Below are 18088 nucleotides of genomic sequence, written 5' to 3'. Positions count from 1 at the left end.
CCCCGCCTTTTGAGCGGGGTTTGTTGTTTTTAACGCCTTACCACATCAGATCATCCGGGATCTGGTAGGCCGCGTATGGATCGTCCTCATCCGGCACCTGGCTTTCGGTGAGGATATTGAGCTGCACGATACGCTCTGGTGCGCGCTCCTGGATCTTCAGCGCCGCTTCACGCGGGATCACCTCGTAGCCGCCACCGTGGTGCACGATCGCCAGGGAGCCGTTGCTCAGTTTGTTGCGCATCAACGTGTTGACCGACAGGCGCTTGACCTTCTTGTCATCCACGAAGTTGTAGTAATCCTCGGTAGTCAGCTTGGGCAGGCGCGAGGTTTCGATCAGTTGTTTAACCTGGGCCGTGCGGGCCTTGGCCTCGGCTTTTTCCTGCTGCTGGCGGTTCAGTTCCTGGTCGCGCTTGACCTTTTCGGCATGCGCTTCGGCGGCCAGGCGCGCCTGGGTGTCATCAGCCTCGATCTGGCCCTTGTGGACCAGGCGCTGCTGCTTCTGTTTGTCTTTGCCGACCTGCTTGGCCTGCTTTTGGTTGACCAGACCTGCTTTGAGCAACTGGTCGCGAAGGGAAAGGCTCATGGTGCTTACTCACTTAGGCAACTGCTCAACCGCAGCTGGACACATTCTTTTCCTGGCGTTTGGCTTCGCCCCACAGGGCGTCCAACTCTTCGAGGGTGCAATCTTCTATGGGTTTGTGCGTATCGCGCAATGCCTGTTCGATAAATCGGAAACGTCGTTCGAACTTGGCGTTGGCGCCACGCAGCGCGGTTTCCGGGTCGACCTTGAGGTGACGGGCCAGGTTGACCGCCGCAAACAACAGGTCACCGACCTCATCGGCGATGGCCACCGAATCGTTATCAGCCATGGCTTCGAGCACTTCATCCAGCTCTTCACGCACGTTGTCGACCACCGGCAAGGCAGCCGGCCAGTCGAAACCTACCTGGCTGGCGCGCTTTTGCAATTTGGCGGCGCGGGATAACGCGGGCAAGGCCGCAGGTACGTCATCGAGCAGGGACAATTGCTCGGGTGCGTCGGATTTTTCTGCGCGCTCCTCAGCCTTGATCTGCTCCCAGCGTTCTTTAACCTGCTCTTCACTTAACTGGGGAATATCCAACGGCGCGTACAAATCACCCGTAGGGAATACGTGCGGATGGCGACGAACCAGCTTGCGCGTAATGCTGTCGATTACCCCGGCAAATTCAAAGCGCCCTTCTTCCCGCGCCAGCTGGCTGTAATACACCACCTGGAACAACAGGTCGCCCAACTCGCCTTGCAGATGATCGAAGTCGCCGCGCTCGATGGCATCGGCAACCTCGTAGGCTTCTTCAAGGGTGTGCGGCACGATGGTCGCGTAGGTTTGCTTGATGTCCCACGGGCACCCGTATTGCGGGTCGCGCAGGCGATTCATCAGGTGCAGCAGGTCTTCAAGTGAATACATCGGTCAATCTCTGCCCATTGTCTGGAACCGCTGAAGATCTAATGTGGGAGCTGGCTTGCCTGCGATAGCCTCGACTCGGTCTATCAGACAGACCGAGTCGCCTGCATCGCGGGCAAGCCCGGCTCCCACAGAAAGCAGCCCACAGATATTTTCAGACCGCATCAAGGTGTGCGATTACGCCGCGTCTCGATGATGTTCGGCAACTGGGAAATCCGCCCCAGCAACCGCCCCAACGCGTCCAGCCCCGGGATCTCGATGGTCAGGGACATCAACGCGGTGTTGTCCTCTTTGTTCGAGCGGGTGTTGACCGCCAGCACGTTGATGCGCTCGTTGAGCAGCACTTGCGACACGTCACGCAGCAAACCGGAACGGTCGTAGGCACGGATGATGATGTCCACCGGATACGTGAGCACCGGCACCGGGCCCCAACTGACCTGGATGATGCGTTCGGGCTCGCGCCCGCCCAGTTGCAGCACCGAGGCGCAATCCTGGCGGTGAATGCTCACGCCACGCCCCTGGGTGATGTAGCCGACGATGGCATCGCCCGGCAATGGCTGGCAGCAGCCGGCCATTTGCGTCATCAGGTTGCCCACGCCCTGGATCTGGATATCACCGCGCTTGCCAGGCTTGTAGCCGGTGGCTTTGCGCGGAATCAGTTCCAACTGCTCGCTGCCGCGCTCCGGCTCGACCAGTTGCTGGGCCAGATTGACCAATTGCGCCAGGCGCAAGTCGCCAGCACCGAGGGCTGCGAACATGTCTTCGGCGATCTTCATGTTGGCTTTTTCGGCCAATTTGTCGAAGTCCACCTGTGGCAGGCCCAGGCGCGCCAATTCGCGCTCAAGCAAAGTCTTGCCGGCCGCGACGTTCTGGTCGCGTGCCTGCAACTTGAACCAGTGAACGATCTTCGCCCGCGCCCGCGACGTGGTGATGTAGCCCAGGTTCGGGTTCAGCCAGTCGCGGCTCGGCGTGCCGTGCTTGCTGGTGATGATCTCGACCTGTTCACCGGTTTGCAGGCTGTAGTTGAGCGGCACGATGCGCCCGTTGATCTTGGCGCCCCGGCAGTTGTGGCCGATTTCGGTGTGCACGCGGTAGGCGAAGTCCAGCGGCGTGGCGCCCTTGGGCAAGTCGATGGCGTGGCCGTCGGGGGTGAAGATATAGACCCGGTCCGGCTCGATATCCACCCGCAGTTGCTCGGCCAGGCCGCCGATATCGCCCAGTTCTTCGTGCCATTCCAGCACTTGGCGCAGCCAGGAGATCTTCTCTTCGTACTGGTTGGACCCGGCCTTGACGTCGGTGCCCTTGTAGCGCCAGTGCGCACAAACTCCAAGCTCGGCCTCTTCGTGCATGGCGTGGGTGCGGATCTGCACTTCCAGCACCTTGCCCTCGGGACCGATCACGGCGGTGTGCAGCGAGCGATAGCCGTTTTCCTTGGGGTTGGCGATGTAGTCGTCGAATTCCTTGGGGATGTGCCGCCACAAAGTGTGCACGATGCCCAGCGCGGTGTAGCAGTCGCGCATTTCCGGCACCAGTACGCGCACGGCGCGCACGTCGTAGATCTGGCTGAAGGCCAGGCCCTTGCGCTGCATTTTGCGCCAAATGGAATAGATGTGCTTGGCGCGGCCGCTGATGTCGGCGTCGACGCCGGTGGCCTGCAACTCGGAACGCAGCTGGCCCATCACGTCGGTGATAAAGCGCTCACGGTCGAGCCGCCGCTCGTGCAACAGCGTGGCAATTTGTTTGTATTGGTCGGGTTCGAGGTAGCGGAAGGACAAATCCTCCAGCTCCCACTTGATATGGCCGATGCCCAAGCGGTGCGCCAGCGGCGCGTAGATGTCGAACACCTCGCGGGCCACGCGGTTGCGCTTTTCGTCGTCGGCGGTCTTCACCGCACGGATCGCGCAGGTACGTTCGGCCAGCTTGATCAGCGCGACGCGCACGTCGTCGACCATGGCCACCAGCATTTTGCGCAGGTTTTCGACCTGGCCCTGGGTGCCCAGCACCATGGACTGACGCGGGCTGAGGCTGGCGCTGATGGCGGCCATGCGCAGCACGCCGTCGATCAGCTTGGCCACCACCGCGCCGAAACGCTGGCTGACCGTCGGCAACGGGATATGCCCTTCACGCACGCCACGATAAAGCACGGCGGCGATCAGCGAATCCTGGTCCAGCTTGAGATCGGCGAGGATCTCGGCGATTTCCAACCCGGTGCGAAAGCTTGAAGTGCCTTCGGCCCACAGGTTCTTGGCCGCATTGTCTTGCTGTTCAGACTCACGAGCGAACTCGCAGGCTGCTTTCAAGGCTTCACGGTCCAGTGCCGGGTCGACACTGACGGCATGATCCAGCCATGCCTCGAGATTGATACTGCCGTCGGTGTTGATCGGCTGGTGTGCTCTCACCTGTACCATCTTGCTTACCTTCCCTACGACGCACCTTGGATGCGCCAAAAATCATCGCTGACCTGCTGCGTAACCCTAGCGGTGCAACCATTAGGCTAGGTACCACTCCCTGACAGGTCACGGCCCAGGAGACGACAGGCCAGTCGGATTAAACGGGCATCCTAGCCCGCTTCAAATAACGCCATGGCCTCGACATGCGCTGTTTGCGGAAACATGTCGAGGATCCCGGCACGTTTTAGCCGGTAGCCTTGCTTGACCAACTCAACCGTGTCCCGCGCCAGCGTGGCCGGGTTGCAGGACACATACACCAAGCGCTTGGCCCCCAGGGTGGCGAGCTTGCGCACAACCTCCAGGGCACCGTCACGGGGTGGGTCCAAGAGTACCGCAGAAAAGCCCTGTTTGGCCCACTCCGCGTCGGTCAAAGGCTGGGACAGATCGGCCTGAAAAAACTGCACATTATGCAAATTGTTGCTGACGGCGTTCTGCGCCGCCCGCTCGACCATGGCTTGCACGCCCTCTACCGCCACCACTTCGCGCACCTGTTTGGCCAGTGGCAGGGCAAAGTTGCCCAGCCCGCAAAACAGGTCCAGCACCCGTTCTTCGGCCTTTGGCGCCAACCACTCCAGGGCCTGGGCGACCATCGCATCGTTGACTCCGGCGTTGACCTGGACAAAATCTCCCGGACGGTAAGCCAGTTCCAGATCCCACGCCGCCAGTCTAAAACCAAGCGCCTGACCCGGCTCTACCGGCTCCGGCTGGCCCTCGCCATGCAGCCACAATTGGGCGTCATGGAAGGTGCAAAATTCTTTCAATACCTGCAGGTCCGCTTCGGACAGCGGCGCCATGTGCCGCAGCAACACGGCAATCGACGAACCACTGAACAACTCCACATGCCCCAACGCCTGTGGTTTGCTCAGGCGGCGCAGCATGTTCGGCAAACGCTGCATGATCGGTTGCAAGGCTTGTACCAGCACCGGGCAATCATCGACAGCGACGATATCCTGGCTGGCCACGGCGCGAAAACCCACCTCAAGCTGTTTGGCCTTGGCATCCCAGCGCACCGCCACACGGGCGCGGCGACGGTAGCCGAACTCCGGCCCGCTCAACGGTGCCGCCCACTCTTGCGGTTCGACACCGGCCACACGGGTCAGTTGCTCGGCGAGCATGCGCTGTTTCAGGGCAAGTTGTTCGTCATGGGGCAGGTGCTGCACGCTGCAACCGCCACAGCGGCCGAAGTGCGCGCACGGTGCCGGGCGACGCAGCTCGCTGGCCTTTAACACACGCTCGGTACGCGCCTCGACGATTTTGCCGTGGGCGCCCAACACCCGCGCTTCGATTTCTTCGCCGGCCAGCGCGCCATTGACGAACCAGGTGCGGCCTTCAAAGAACACAATGCCGCGGCCATCGTTAGCCAGGCGCTCGATGGTCAGGCGTTGCTTCTTGCCCACCGGAATCTGCGGGGCGCGGCTGCCGCCCGTCGGCTGAAAGCGCAGGCCTCTCTCGTGCTTGGCCATCAGTTGGGTTCGTCGAAGATGCCGGTCGACAGGTAGCGGTCGCCTCGGTCACAGATGATCGCGACGATCACCGCGTTTTCAACTTCTTTGGACAGACGCAACATACCGGCCACAGCGCCACCGGAGGACACGCCACAGAAGATGCCTTCTTCACGCGCCAGACGGCGGGTGGTGTCTTCGGCTTCACGTTGGGCCATGTCGATGATGCGGTCCACGCGCGTCGCGTTGTAGATCTTGGGCAGGTACTCTTCAGGCCAACGACGGATACCGGGAATGGCCGCGCCTTCCATCGGTTGCAGGCCGACGATCTGGATCGCCGGGTTCTGCTCCTTGAGGTAGCGCGAGTTACCCATGATGGTGCCGGTGGTGCCCATCGAGCTGACGAAATGGGTGATGCTGCCTTGGGTCTGGCGCCAGATTTCCGGGCCGGTGCTGGTGTAGTGTGCCTCGGGGTTATCGCCGTTGGCGAACTGGTCGAGCACCACGCCACGGCCTTCGGCGGCCATGCGCTCGGCGAGGTCACGCGCGCCTTCCATGCCTTCTTCCTGAGTGACCAGGATGAGTTGGGCGCCATAGGCGGTCATCGCCGCCTTGCGCTCGGCACTGCCGTTGTCGGGCATGATCAAGACCATCTTGTAACCCTTGATCGCCGCGGCCATGGCCAGGGCGATGCCGGTGTTACCCGAGGTGGCTTCGATCAGGGTGTCGCCCGGCTTGATCTGCCCACGCAGCTCGGCGCGGGTGATCATCGACAACGCCGGGCGGTCCTTGACGGAACCGGCCGGGTTGTTGCCTTCGAGCTTGAGCAGCAAGGTATTGCTGGTTTCACCCGCCATGCGTTGCAAGCGGACCAGGGGCGTGTTGCCGACGCAATCGGCGATTGTAGGGTACTGCAAGGTCATGGCGTATTCGCAATCCAGACTGCGGGGGCGAACATCATACCGGGAAAGGCCGGCGGGCCATATCACGCAAAGTGTGGTGCTTATTCAATACAGATATAAGCGCAGTCAGTCGCTGCCGACAAATGCCGCCCATTCCTGCGCCGTCAACTGCAGAACGAGGTCATTCTTGGCTGAGAGCATTGCCACAGCAATCTCGCCCCCCTTGATAAAGTAAGAATTTTCGCTCAAATCCCCGACTTGGACTTGCTCTAAAGCCTGCTGATACCGCTCATCGTACGGGCTTCGCGCCGCCTCAAACATTAAAGGGTATTTGAGCTCCAGAAACGTCACCCAATATTCTTTATCCTTGAGTAAATCCGGCCAATTGATTCGAGCCTCATCACGAATAATGGCCAGGCGATATTCATTCAACACCTGCGGATCAATTTCCACGACGGGTGTAGAAAAACGCATCGTGAGCGGCAGGGGTAGATTCAGATCCTGCGCCAGGGCGAGCCGACAACCCAGCAAGAACATACTGTGTTCAACGCCTGAATGGGCTGGATAGTCTAAAGTGGCTCGCTGCTTGATGGACGCGATCCGATTAGATCCTCGGTAATAATTCAAAAAGTCTGCTGCCACGGCTTGACTGCCTGGTGCCAGCATCTGCAACGGCAACACTGCAAGTTCCAGATCATTCAGGCACAGCAGCCAGCCATCAGCCTGGGCCCGGATGTACTCCAAGGGCTGCTCAAACAAAACCCGTTCAATGTGTGTGTCATGGGTGGCGCAGTCAATCAATTGCCAGACTCTGCGGCTGATGTCCTCGCGCAATGCTCGATACTTGGCAGCTAAAAATGGCGGATAGGCGGCAAAAACCCCTAGCAGCACGCGAAAGTTCTGGGAATTACGATTCGCATCGATCAAAGACCAAAGCGCTCGACGTTGCGCTGTCTCGCCGGCGGGAATCGATATCAACCAGGGGTCAACGGAAGACAACACCGTGAGTGAAGCGTCCGACACGCCGAAATGAACATTCTGGTAACCCGGTCTTTGTTGGTATTGGCGGATTACCTCCAATGTGCTCGCAGCCAACTCGTTGCCCTGCAAATCCATTGCACGATGGACATTGAGGTTCAGGCCCAGATCCATTTCGGTCAGTACATGAAGCTGATTGTCGCGCAGATCGAAGGTACTCAGACGTCGCAGAGTCACCGCACCCCGGGGCAACTGATGGATGTGTGTATTCTTGAGGTTGAGGACTTCCAACGCCTTCAGACGATACAGGTTCAGCCGGCTGCCTTGCCCCAGAGGGTTATAGGACAGGTCCAGCCAGGTCAGGCGTGTCAACTCTTTCAGACCCAGAACATCCTGCAAATTGGGCCGAATACGATTGTTCGACAAATTCAGTTGCTGCAAATACCGCAGCTCTGACAACCCTTGAGGCAGATGATCCAACAGGTTGCCATCAACAGAGAGACTGCGCAGAAACCCAAAGCACCGGAGGAACTCTGTCGGCAGTGTTTGCAACTGATTGTTCCTCAAGCTCAGCAGATCGACGTGGGAAAAGCTCGCAGTCGTCTCAGGCAGGTCATTCAGGGCAAGGTCGTCGAGGTAAAGCTCATAGGGCATACCACGTACGGACTCCTGTCGGCTCCAGCAACGTCGAATACGTTCAGAGGCTTGAAGGTGTGCGCTCAAGTTCACACTATCGCCCAGCAAGCACCATCGCTCCAGGCTGGCATTCAAGGCCTCCTGTTCAGAAAAAAGTTGATTGATGGCGGACTGTCGCTCCGCGAAGGATTCCCCCAGGTTGAGGACTCTCTCACTCGCCTCTGCATCGGTCTTGGTCGGAAACAACTTGCGCCACTGCGCCACCTGCGCAGCCGCTACGCCACCTGAACCGCCATCGCCGCTCAGCGGATAACCAATACGCCCATCACTGAGCCGTTGCGGCGGGTTAAACCAGGGGCGTGGCTCCATACCGAGCAGCTTTTCAATATTAAACCGGGAGTCGCCGAGCGCTGGCTGGGTTTCCAGTCGCCGCGCAATCTCCTGTGTCAGTTCTTCAACACCCGTCACATGGGTGTAGCCCAAGGCCTGGCGCTCCGCCGTCGGCAGTGCATTTAACAAAACCACCAGAAACTCACCGTAGCCGCCTATCGGTTGGCGCCCGCCGTTGATTTGCACCGTGTACGCCTGGTACTGACCGTCCTGCACCTCCAGCACACGCTTATGCGGCGAGTCAGTGGCGCCGATGCTGTCAATCAGACGCCCTCTTTCCCACACCTCGACCCGCAGGTTCTTTGGCCATCCATTGATGTCCGACAGTGTCCGCAGGATTAATTTCGCGCTGTCTTCATCACCGGTGATAGGCATATGTACCCCCTCCAAGGCGCGCGCCTTGCGCAGAGAATGCAACCACCAACGCACGAGTGGCGTAAGCGTCAACGGCACGCGACCGGCCTCCAGACTACTTCGCTCAGCAGGCGTGGACTGACTCACCAAGTCTTGGGCAATGACCGCAGTCAAACCGGGAAAGTCGCGCTGCAGCACTTGCGCCAGAGGGTCGGACGACTGCGCGCTTTTATGACACAACGCCTTGAAAAAAAGCCGCTCCATCCTGGGTTTATTGGTCATAACCTTGGCCTCCAGCACGGACACCTGGTCCGCCCTGCTGACTCCGGCGCGCCCGACCAGTGCATCGGCATTGGCCGGCCCAATCTCTCCCAGCAGTTCATCAAGGAAATCGCGCCCCAACGCGGTGCCCTCAAGCGTCTCCATGCCTTCCAGGTGCGTCTTGAGCCGCTGATGAATCGTGAAGCGCTCGACGGTCTCTCTCAGGATAGCGGGAGGCCGTTCATTACGTGCGTGCATCCGGCGCAGGATGTCCGGCGTCACTCCACTTATCTGCTGGATCTGCACAATGGCATCCGGCGTCAACGCACGAAACGATGGCCCGAGGCGATAAAACGGCTTCTGCCCGTCCCAGGTCAGCGGGTTCTCCCATTCGTGGCGCCAGGCGCCCGCGCCATTGTGGGTCAGCACGGGTGCATAGGCCTGCTCCAGCAATGGGTGTTGAATACGCCAGGGGACCAGCCCTTGCCCCTGGATGACTTTGAAATAATTTCCCTCGATAAACACGAAGCGATCGTTGCCCGGGCTGTAAAGGCCGAGCGCGTCAGGCTCGGGCACCATATTTGACGTCTCGACAACGCTGGCGTATTGCCCGATCTCACGGCGTGCCGGATAAAACCTGCCATCGGCCGTACGGTTATTGAGCAAGGCCTGGGCGACTGTGTGCCGGAACTGAGAGGCAGCGCCCTGCTCGTCCCACCCCAACCGTAACAGGTCGGTTTCAGAGATTTGGCTCACGACCGTTTGATATAAATCATCGGTTTCGGTCGACCTTGGTTTGGGGGATTGAATGTCAAACAACGAGAACTGTCCGCGCCCGTGATCGATCACGACGATGGTTTTGTCCAGCGGTCCCCGTGAAACATAAGGTATCGCTTGCGCTTCAGGGCTGATGACGAGTACCTGGCCGGTCAGGTCGCGCAGTGCTTGGACGGCAAACTCCGTAGCCCAGTTCTGAATTTTCTGACTGAAGCGCCGAGGATGGAGTACGCCGTCAACCATGGTTTCTGCGCGTGCCACCTGACGGGCAGAGCGCAGCGCGGTGTAAAGCGCTTCGGGTTGCAGTTGCGATTGCAGGAGTTGTGCCTGCTGATGTTCCGACAACGGATTTCGGCGCAGCACTTCCAGCAACCGTGCCCGGCTCAATCCGGGGTGCAAGGTATGTAACTGCTCAATCACGGGGTGCGGCGGGGTAGCGCTGGCAACGCTGTCAGGCAGTAATCGAAGCACTGATGCTGGTGCGCCCGTGGCCGCGGATCGACTGGTATCGGCATACACCGTGAGTGCCTCAAACAGATCAATGCGCAACGCGTCGGCTTTATCGGCAAGTTGCTCGACCAACGTCGACCTGCGCGATAAAAAAACGTCGGGTAGCAAATCGACAATAGCCTGGGGCAAATGAGCGCTGATCCGGCGTGGCGTTGAATAAGCGAACAGTCCGCTTTCCAACACGGTGACCATGACCACTGCCGTGGTCTTGTGATCCGCACGTTTGCTATAGCGCCGTACTTCCACGCCTTGCGGGTTTTGAATGCTCAAGGATGTGCTTTTCGGCCAATCCTTATGCTGGGTGAGTAGCGGAGCGAGAATCTCAACGGCACCGACCGCCTCGGGAAGGTTAGCGTCGGCCCCCTTGGCAGCCCAGTCGATCAGCTTGTCGACGTTAAACCGATTCACCGCCTCAACCAGCGATGCCGAGGGCGGTGCTCCATCCCATACCTGGTCCAGGTCGGCTCGCGAGCTATTACTGAGGCTGACGATCCGCTCTAACGTTTGTGTGGGTACGTCGGTGGCGCCCATCATTTTTTCAACCAGTTGGCCGCCTGTCTGACTCTTGCGCTCAGTGGTCGTCATCAGTCTGCTTTGCTGGGCCAGCCGGCTATACAACGCTTGATGCCGGCGCCTGACCGTCGGGGCCAAACGTCGGTGCAAAAACCTGCTGCTGAGCAAGTCAGCGATATCTATCGCCAATTGCACCAAGTTTGCGCGGCTATCCTCTTGCAGCGCCTGGAAAAATGTCAGCCCTATTGAAGTGAACAGGGCGAACGCTCTCAACCGCCCAAGGCCTTTCAAAGGCCCTGGCACCGGGATCAACAGCAGGTTGATGATTTCACCGAACAGCGTCTGGGAAAACTCAAGCAAGGTGGCCATGGCGCCCGGCGTTTCATGCGCCAATACCTTGAGGTTGGCTCGGCAACGCTCGATGTAAAAACGATAGAGGCTGACTGTCGGCGCGTTGTAAACGCTATCGCGCTTGTAGCCGATGTGGTTGACCTGGGTAAGCCTGCTTGCACGCCCGCACAACCGGTATAAGAACTGCGCAAATGCATTGAGCTCCTCCGGCCTGCTTTCTTTCGCCGGCCTGGCGTTCAAGCGCGCGTAGTCGGACAGCGACATGGACTGATACAACCACCCCATTTCCTTTCGCGCATGAAACGCCTTGAAGCCGACATAAAATTCGTTGGCAGCCTCCGAAAACTTGTCGTAGTGCTTGAGGGCACCGCCAGGCCGGTCGGGGAAATAGCTGAACGCGCCTTTGCATCCTTTGACCGAGAAAATCACATAAGGAATGCTCAGGTAGTCACCTCTTGGCAGGTCCGTGTATACGCCAAGCAGGCCATAGCGTTCGGTCCCATTGATATTGTTCGGGCCATAGGGAATGAACAGTTTCACTTCTTGAGTGACATCCCAAGGCGACTCGCCTGACAACGCACCCACCACAGCGTGGTATTTTTCCCGGTCAACCCGGCTTCGGTCGGTGGTCCTCAAGGCCTCTATCAACGCGAATTCAAGTTCTGCAGTTGCCAGCGCCAACACCTGCGCCCCCAATAGCGTAGAGCTCTGCAGCGCGCTGTCCAGGCGCGTGCGCAATTGGGTGCCAAGATTGAGTTCGCGCACCAGCTCGATGAAATCCGCCGCGCTGATTCCGACATTCGAATCCAGATAGCTGGCCTCCTTCAGGCTGACATGCCCCGGAAAGCCCCACCCCGACAAACCGCTGTAGTTCATGCAGGCGGCCTCCCACAGGGTGACGCTGGACAGGCCCTCGCTGTCCACGCGGTCATCTATCGCGCGTGGAACTCGCAGGGTTGGGTTGTTTGGCGTCGATGTATCAGCCGGTTTCACATAGCGGGTATGGATACGCGCAACCTTGGGATCAACCTCTTTGCCGGCCAGTGCTTTCAGCCTTGCAGTCAGGCTCGCCAACAAGGTGGTTTCAAGGTCCGCGCCGAGTTGCTTGATAGCCGCTTCGAATGTGGTTTGTGCGCTGACGTAGGCCTTTTGCAAACGTATGTAGTCTTGCTGCTCTTGCTCATCAAGGCCGCCGAAAAAGCGCTCAAGTGTCTTGCGCAAAGGTAACAAGACGCGTGTTATGGACCACTCTGCGCCAGTCATCAACGGCCCTTGGGCTTGTTGTTCCTGGATATACGCAGACAACGTATCCATGGGTCGAAGTGGGAGTGTCTCTTCAGGCTCTGTCATTTTTCCCTCAAAGGGTGTGATAAATGACGAGCCTAATCAGCGGCGCTTACGCCAGGCGGTAGCTATGTAGCCTCTACGTGATTACGCTGGTAGACCGCCTCGCCCATGGCGGCAATCTGGCCTTCGATCAACGCATCGAAAGGCTTGAGCAACGCGTCAAATGAAGCCGGGGCTTCGAGTACCTGCAACGCTTGCACGATTGCTTCCACCGTCGACAAAGCGCCCGGGCCGGGTGCCTTGCGTAACCGATAACGCGACACGCGCTCGCCCGCCAGGGCCACGCGCGGCAAAGCCGCCAACAGCGGGTTGAGGTGCAGCAGCTTGCGCGCCTTGCGCCAAGTGCCATCGGGCACCACCAGCAACAGCGGTTGATCGCTCGGCGTATAGGTTTGCAACGGCTCAGCATCGTCCGCCGGGAACAGCAGGCGTGCCTGATAACCCGGCGGGCTCAACAGCATGGCCAGGTCATCAAACACCTCGCCCACCACCAACTGCGCATTGTTCAAGCCCAGTGCCGCCAAGCGCGCAGTATTGAGCGCGTGATTGACCTCACTCGGGTGCTGCAACAGCAAGATGCGGGTGCGGCTGTCGAGGCTGGGGATCAGCGCGCACAGACAGTGAGTAACGGGCCTGAGGCAGCGAGGGCATTGGGGTCTGGACATGGTTTATCAGGCCTGGTTGAGCTGCGCTTTGAGCAGATCGCGGAAAGTCTGGATCAGCGGTTCGCGACTGCGGCCACGGCGCATGATCATGGAAAACGGCGCCTGGTAGCCAAAGGTTGCCGGCAACAAAACGCGCAAGTCACCCTTGTCGGCCCAGGCCTGGGCGTAGTGCTCGGGCAGGTAGCCGATATAGGCGCCGGACAGCACCAGGATCAACTGGGCTTCCATACTTTCCACGGTGGCCGCGCTGTGTTTGAAACCATGCCGCGCCAGTTCGGCCTGGCTCCAATAGCCACGGCCGACCATGCGTTGCTGGGTGATCACTTGTTCGGGGATACGCCGCTCGTTGAACAGCGGGTGGCGCGTGCTGCAATACAGCCAGTGCTGTTCGCGATACAGCGGCATGTAGATCAGCCCGCTCATGCGGTTGGAGAACGCGCCGATGGCCAGGTCCAGGCGATTGTCCTGCACGCCCAGTTGCAGCTCGTAAGGGCTCATCACCGACAGATGCAGATGCACGGCCGGGTGTTCGAGGCTGTAGGCGCCGATCACTTCGGCGAACGGCAAGGCCTTGTCGCTGACGGTGGAGTCCAGCACGCCCAGCTTGAGGGTGCCGCGCAGCTCGCCTTTGAGGGCGGCGGCGTATTGCTCGAAGCCTTCGAGTTCACCTAAGAGACGCAAGGTTTCCTGATGGAACAGCTCGCCTTTGCTGGTCAGGCTGAATCCACCCCGGCCGCGATGGCACAGCACCAGGCCCAAGGCCGATTCGAGTTGGCTCATGTAGGTGCTGATGGCCGACGTCGACAGGTTGAGTTCGTGCTGGGCATTGGCAAAACCCTGGTGGCGCACGACGCTGACGAAGATGCGCAGGAGTTTCAGGTCGGGCAAGGCGTTGGCCATTTGTTCTCCGCGGAACACAAAAATCCTGTGGGGGCTGGCTTGCCTGCGATAGCAACAGTGAAATCAACGCCGCCATCGCAGGCAAGCCAGCGCCCACATTTGGACCCAGTTTACCCCAAGCATTAGTTTAGAAAAATCTGAACTAAGTATTTGCCTCTGCCGATTCTTCCCGCCACGGGCTTTTCGCAGAATCGGCCCCTAATAAACAAAACAACGATGAGGCACTCCCGTGGACAAGATTTTCCACCAACCACTGGGCGGCAACGAAATGCCGCGCTTCGCCGGCATCGCCACCATGGTGCGGCTTCCCCACCTGCAAACGGCCAAAGGCCTGGATGCTGCCTTTATCGGCGTGCCTCTGGATATCGGCACGTCGCTGCGCGCCGGCACCCGCTTCGGGCCGCGTGAAATCCGCGCTGAATCAGTGATGATCCGCCCTTACAACATGGCCACCGGCGCCGCACCGTTCGACTCGCTGTCGGTTGCCGACATTGGCGATGTGGCGATCAACACCTTCAACCTGCTCGACGCCGTGCGCATCATCGAAGAAGCCTACGACGAGATCCTTGAGCACGACGTGATCCCGATGACATTGGGCGGTGACCACACCATCACCCTGCCGATCCTGCGCGCTATCCACAAAAAGCACGGCAAGGTCGGGCTGGTGCACATCGATGCCCACGCTGACGTCAACGACCATATGTTCGGTGAGAAAATCGCCCACGGCACCACCTTCCGCCGCGCCGTGGAAGAAGGCCTGCTCGATTGCGACCGCGTCGTACAAATCGGCCTGCGCGCCCAGGGCTACACGGCCGAAGACTTCAACTGGAGCCGCAAACAGGGCTTCCGTGTGGTCCAGGCCGAAGAATGCTGGCACCACTCCCTCGCGCCGCTGATGGCCGAAGTGCGCGAAAAAGTCGGCGGCGGCCCGGTGTATCTGAGCTTTGATATCGACGGCATCGACCCCGCCTGGGCGCCCGGCACCGGCACACCGGAAATCGGCGGGCTGACCACTATTCAGGCGATCGAGATCATCCGTGGTTGCCAGGGCCTCGACCTGGTTGGTTGTGATCTGGTAGAAGTTTCGCCGCCTTACGACACCACCGGCAACACCTCGCTGCTCGGCGCCAACCTGCTGTACGAGATGCTCTGCGTACTGCCCGGCGTGGCGCACCGCTGATGAGCGCCCATGAGGTGCTGAAAGCCGCCGCCGACCTGGTGGCGGCCTTCGCCGCTAATGACCGCGAGGCTTACTTTGGCGCGTTCACGGCCGATGCCAGCTTCGTGTTTTACACCCTGCCCCAGCCTCTGCTCAGTCGCGATGCCTACCAGGCGTTGTGGGACAGCTGGCGCGCGGACGAGGGGTTTGAAGTGCTGTCCTGCAGCTCAAGCAATGCCGCTGTCAGCCTGCAGGGTGACGCGGCGATTTTTATTCATGACGTGGCCACCGAGCTGCGCATGAACGGGGAGCAATTTTTTAGCCAGGAGCGCGAGACCATTGTCTTCAAACGGCAAGCGTCTCACCTAAAACAACAAGGCCTGTGGCTGGCCTGTCACGAACATTTGTCCGCTATGCCGGAAGGGCTGCCGCCCCCTTAGCCAATGTGATCGGAGCTGATCATGAATAATAAAAACAACGAAAACAGTATTCGCAGAATAGAAACCAACGGGGTCGAACAGATCCCGGACCACGAACGTACCGCCAGACCCAAGGATCTGTTTCGCCTGATCTTCGGCGGTGCCAATACCTTTGCCACCGCCGTGCTGGGCTCGTTTCCGGTGCTGTTCGGTTTGTCGTTCCAGGCTGGGGTCTGGGCGATTGTGCTGGGCGTGTTGGTGGGCGCGCTGATCCTGGCGCCCATGGGCTTGTTCGGGCCGATCAATGGCACCAACAACGCCGTGTCTTCCGGTGCGCACTTTGGTGTGCATGGGCGGATTGTCGGCTCGTTTCTATCGCTGCTGACGGCGATTGCCTTCTTCTCACTGTCGGTGTGGAGTTCGGGTGATGCGCTGGTCGGTGGTGCGAAACGCCTGATTGGCCTGCCGGAAACCGACCTGACGCTGGGCTTGGCCTACGGCCTGTTTGCCTTGCTGGTGCTGACCGTGTGCATCTACGGCTTTCGCTTCATGCTGTGGGTCAACCGCATTGCGGTGTGGGCGGCGAGCCTGCTGTTTCTGCTGGGCATCTTCGCGTTCGCACCGGCGTTCGACAGCCATTTCGCCGGCAGCGTCGCCATGGGCCAGGCTGGTTTTTGGGCTGCCTTTATAGGCTCGGCGCTGGTGGCCATGAGCAACCCGATTTCCTTCGGCGCGTTCCTGGGTGACTGGTCGCGCTACATCCCGCGTGAGACGCCGAAAATGCGCATCATGCTGGCGGTCGTGCTGGCGCAGATCGCCACCTTGATTCCGTTCCTGTTCGGCCTCGCCACCGCGACCATCGTGGCGATCAAGGCGCCGGACTATATCGCGGCCAACAACTATGTCGGCGGTTTGCTGGCCGTATCACCGAGCTGGTTCTTCCTGCCGGTGTGCCTGATCGCGGTGATCGGCGGCATGTCCACCGGCACCACCTCGCTGTATGGCACCGGGCTGGACATGTCCAGCGTGTTCCCGCGCTTGCTGTCGCGGGTCAAGGCCACGTTGCTGATCGGGGTGATGTCGATTGCCTTCATCTTTATCGGACGTTTCGCCGCCAACCTGGTGCAGAGCGTGTCGACCTTCGCCGTGCTGATCATCACCTGCACCACGCCGTGGATGGTGATGATGATCATCGGCCTGATCGTGCGCCGCGGCTTCTACTGCCCGGATGACTTACAGGTGTTCACTCGCGGTGAGACCGGCGGGCGCTACTGGTTCAGCCACGGCTGGAACTGGCGCGGCCTGGGCGCCTGGGTCCCGAGCGCACTGGTGGGCCTGTGCTTCGTCAACCTGCCGGGGCAGTTTGTCGGGCCGCTGGGCAACCTGGCCGATGGCATCGATATCAGCCTGCCGGTGACGCTGGGGCTGGCGTCGGTGGTGTACCTGACCTTGCTTCGTGTGTTCCCGGAGCCGGCCGAAGTCTATGGCCCGGCCGTTGTGGCGAGGGAGCTTGCTCCCGATGGGGTGCGGAGCGGCCCTAAAAAAGCCGGCTCCAGCTTCGCTGTCGAACGGGAGCAAGCTCCCTCGCCACAGCAAGTGCCCTTTCTGCAGAAAACCTCTCAATAGCCTAAAAAAATAAACGGAGAACCGCCGTCATGGCTTTGGATTTATTCGTCGTACTCATCTACGCCGCCGGCATGCTCGTGCTCGGCTATTACGGCATGCGCCGTGCCAAGACCCACGAAGACTACCTGGTGGCCGGTCGTAACCTGGGCCCGTCGCTGTACATGGGCACCATGGCCGCCACCGTATTGGGCGGTGCATCCACCGTCGGCACCGTGCGCCTGGGTTATGTGCATGGCATTTCCGGCTTCTGGCTGTGCGCCGCACTGGGCGCGGGGATCATCGCGCTGAACCTGTTCCTGGCCAAGCCGCTGCTCAAGTTGAAGATCTTCACCGTCACCCAGGTGCTGGAAAAACGTTACAACCCGATGGCCCGCGAAGCGAGTGCGGTGATCATGCTGGCCTACGCGCTGATGATCGGCGTGACCTCGATCCTGGCCATCGGCACCGTGCTGCAAGTGCTGTTCGGCCTGCCGTTCTGGGTGTCGGTGCTGCTCGGCGGTGGCGTGGTGGTGGTGTATTCGACCATCGGCGGCATGTGGTCGCTGACCCTTACCGATATCGTGCAGTTCGTGATCAAGACCGTCGGCCTGATGTTTATTCTGCTGCCGATCTGCCTGTACCGCGTCGGCGGCTGGGATCAACTGGTGGCCAAGCTGCCGGCGTCGAATTTCAGCTTCACCGAAATCGGCTGGGACACGATCATCACCTACTTCATGATCTACTTCTTCGGCATCCTGATCGGCCAGGACATCTGGCAACGCGTGTTCACCGCCCGCGACGAAAAAGTCGCCCAGTACGCAGGCACGTTCGCCGGTTTCTACTGCATCCTCTACGGCCTGGCCTGTGCCCTGATTGGCATGGCCGCGCATGTGCTGCTGCCAAACCTGGACAACGTCAACAACGCCTTCGACGCCATCGTCAAAGCCTCGCTGCCAGACGGCATCCGTGGCCTGGTGATCGCCGCCGCAC

12 protein-coding genes are annotated in these 18088 nt (G+C 59.9%); 4 read left to right on the top strand and 8 right to left on the bottom strand.

Going from position 1 to position 18088, the window contains the following annotated elements:
• Positions 1-37 precede the first annotated feature (37 nt).
• From FEM54_RS00450 to FEM54_RS00415, 8 genes are all read right to left on the bottom strand, one after another.
• The gene (locus FEM54_RS00450; protein WP_017134874.1) at positions 38-583 is read right to left on the bottom strand and encodes a DUF2058 domain-containing protein; all 546 of its coding nucleotides are present in this window, start codon (positions 581-583) and stop codon (positions 38-40) included.
• Positions 584-608: 25 nt separating this feature from the next.
• Positions 609-1442, bottom strand: coding sequence for a nucleoside triphosphate pyrophosphohydrolase (gene mazG / locus FEM54_RS00445; RefSeq protein WP_017134873.1), 834 nt, complete (start codon positions 1440-1442; stop codon positions 609-611).
• Positions 1443-1603: 161 nt separating this feature from the next.
• Entirely contained in the window at positions 1604-3847 is a 2244-nt protein-coding gene (gene relA, locus FEM54_RS00440) for a GTP diphosphokinase (RefSeq protein WP_017134872.1), read from the bottom strand.
• Between the two features lie 152 nt (positions 3848-3999).
• Positions 4000-5352, bottom strand: coding sequence for a 23S rRNA (uracil(1939)-C(5))-methyltransferase RlmD (gene rlmD, locus FEM54_RS00435; protein WP_138448994.1), 1353 nt, complete (start codon positions 5350-5352; stop codon positions 4000-4002).
• Positions 5352-6254 (bottom strand): cysteine synthase CysM, encoded by a 903-nt coding sequence (gene cysM, locus FEM54_RS00430; protein WP_017134870.1) that lies wholly within the window; start codon positions 6252-6254, stop codon positions 5352-5354. The genes rlmD and cysM overlap by 1 nt, the downstream gene beginning before the upstream one ends.
• Before the next feature lie 105 nt (positions 6255-6359).
• The gene (locus FEM54_RS00425) at positions 6360-12317 is read right to left on the bottom strand and encodes an NEL-type E3 ubiquitin ligase domain-containing protein (RefSeq protein WP_240792698.1); all 5958 of its coding nucleotides are present in this window, start codon (positions 12315-12317) and stop codon (positions 6360-6362) included.
• 98 nt (positions 12318-12415) lie between these two features.
• Positions 12416-13015, bottom strand: coding sequence for a tRNA-uridine aminocarboxypropyltransferase (locus tag FEM54_RS00420; protein WP_017134868.1), 600 nt, complete (start codon positions 13013-13015; stop codon positions 12416-12418).
• A gap of 6 nt (positions 13016-13021) precedes the next feature.
• Positions 13022-13915, bottom strand: coding sequence for a LysR family transcriptional regulator (locus tag FEM54_RS00415; protein ID WP_017134867.1), 894 nt, complete (start codon positions 13913-13915; stop codon positions 13022-13024).
• A gap of 229 nt (positions 13916-14144) precedes the next feature.
• Between FEM54_RS00415 and speB the strand changes: the two genes are divergently transcribed.
• The 4 genes from speB to FEM54_RS00395 all read left to right on the top strand — a co-directional run.
• Complete coding sequence (speB, locus tag FEM54_RS00410) at positions 14145-15095, top strand: agmatinase (protein WP_138448990.1); 951 nt, start codon at positions 14145-14147, stop codon at positions 15093-15095.
• Positions 15095-15514, top strand: a complete 420-nt coding sequence (locus FEM54_RS00405; RefSeq protein WP_138448988.1) for a YybH family protein — start codon at positions 15095-15097, stop codon at positions 15512-15514. Before speB ends, FEM54_RS00405 begins: the two co-directional genes overlap by 1 nt.
• Positions 15515-15535: 21 nt before the next feature.
• Entirely contained in the window at positions 15536-17119 is a 1584-nt protein-coding gene (locus FEM54_RS00400) for a purine-cytosine permease family protein (protein ID WP_138448986.1), read from the top strand.
• Positions 17120-17148: 29 nt separating this feature from the next.
• Positions 17149-18088 (top strand): sodium:solute symporter family transporter (locus tag FEM54_RS00395; RefSeq protein WP_138448984.1); only part of this gene is annotated, 940 nt, incomplete at its 3' end.

The sequence above is a fragment of the Pseudomonas edaphica genome (genome assembly GCF_005863185.1).
Classification (GTDB): Bacteria; Pseudomonadota; Gammaproteobacteria; order Pseudomonadales; family Pseudomonadaceae; genus Aquipseudomonas; species Aquipseudomonas edaphica.
Note: the sequence above shows the minus strand (reverse complement) of the source record. Positions and strands in the feature narration are given on the sequence as shown.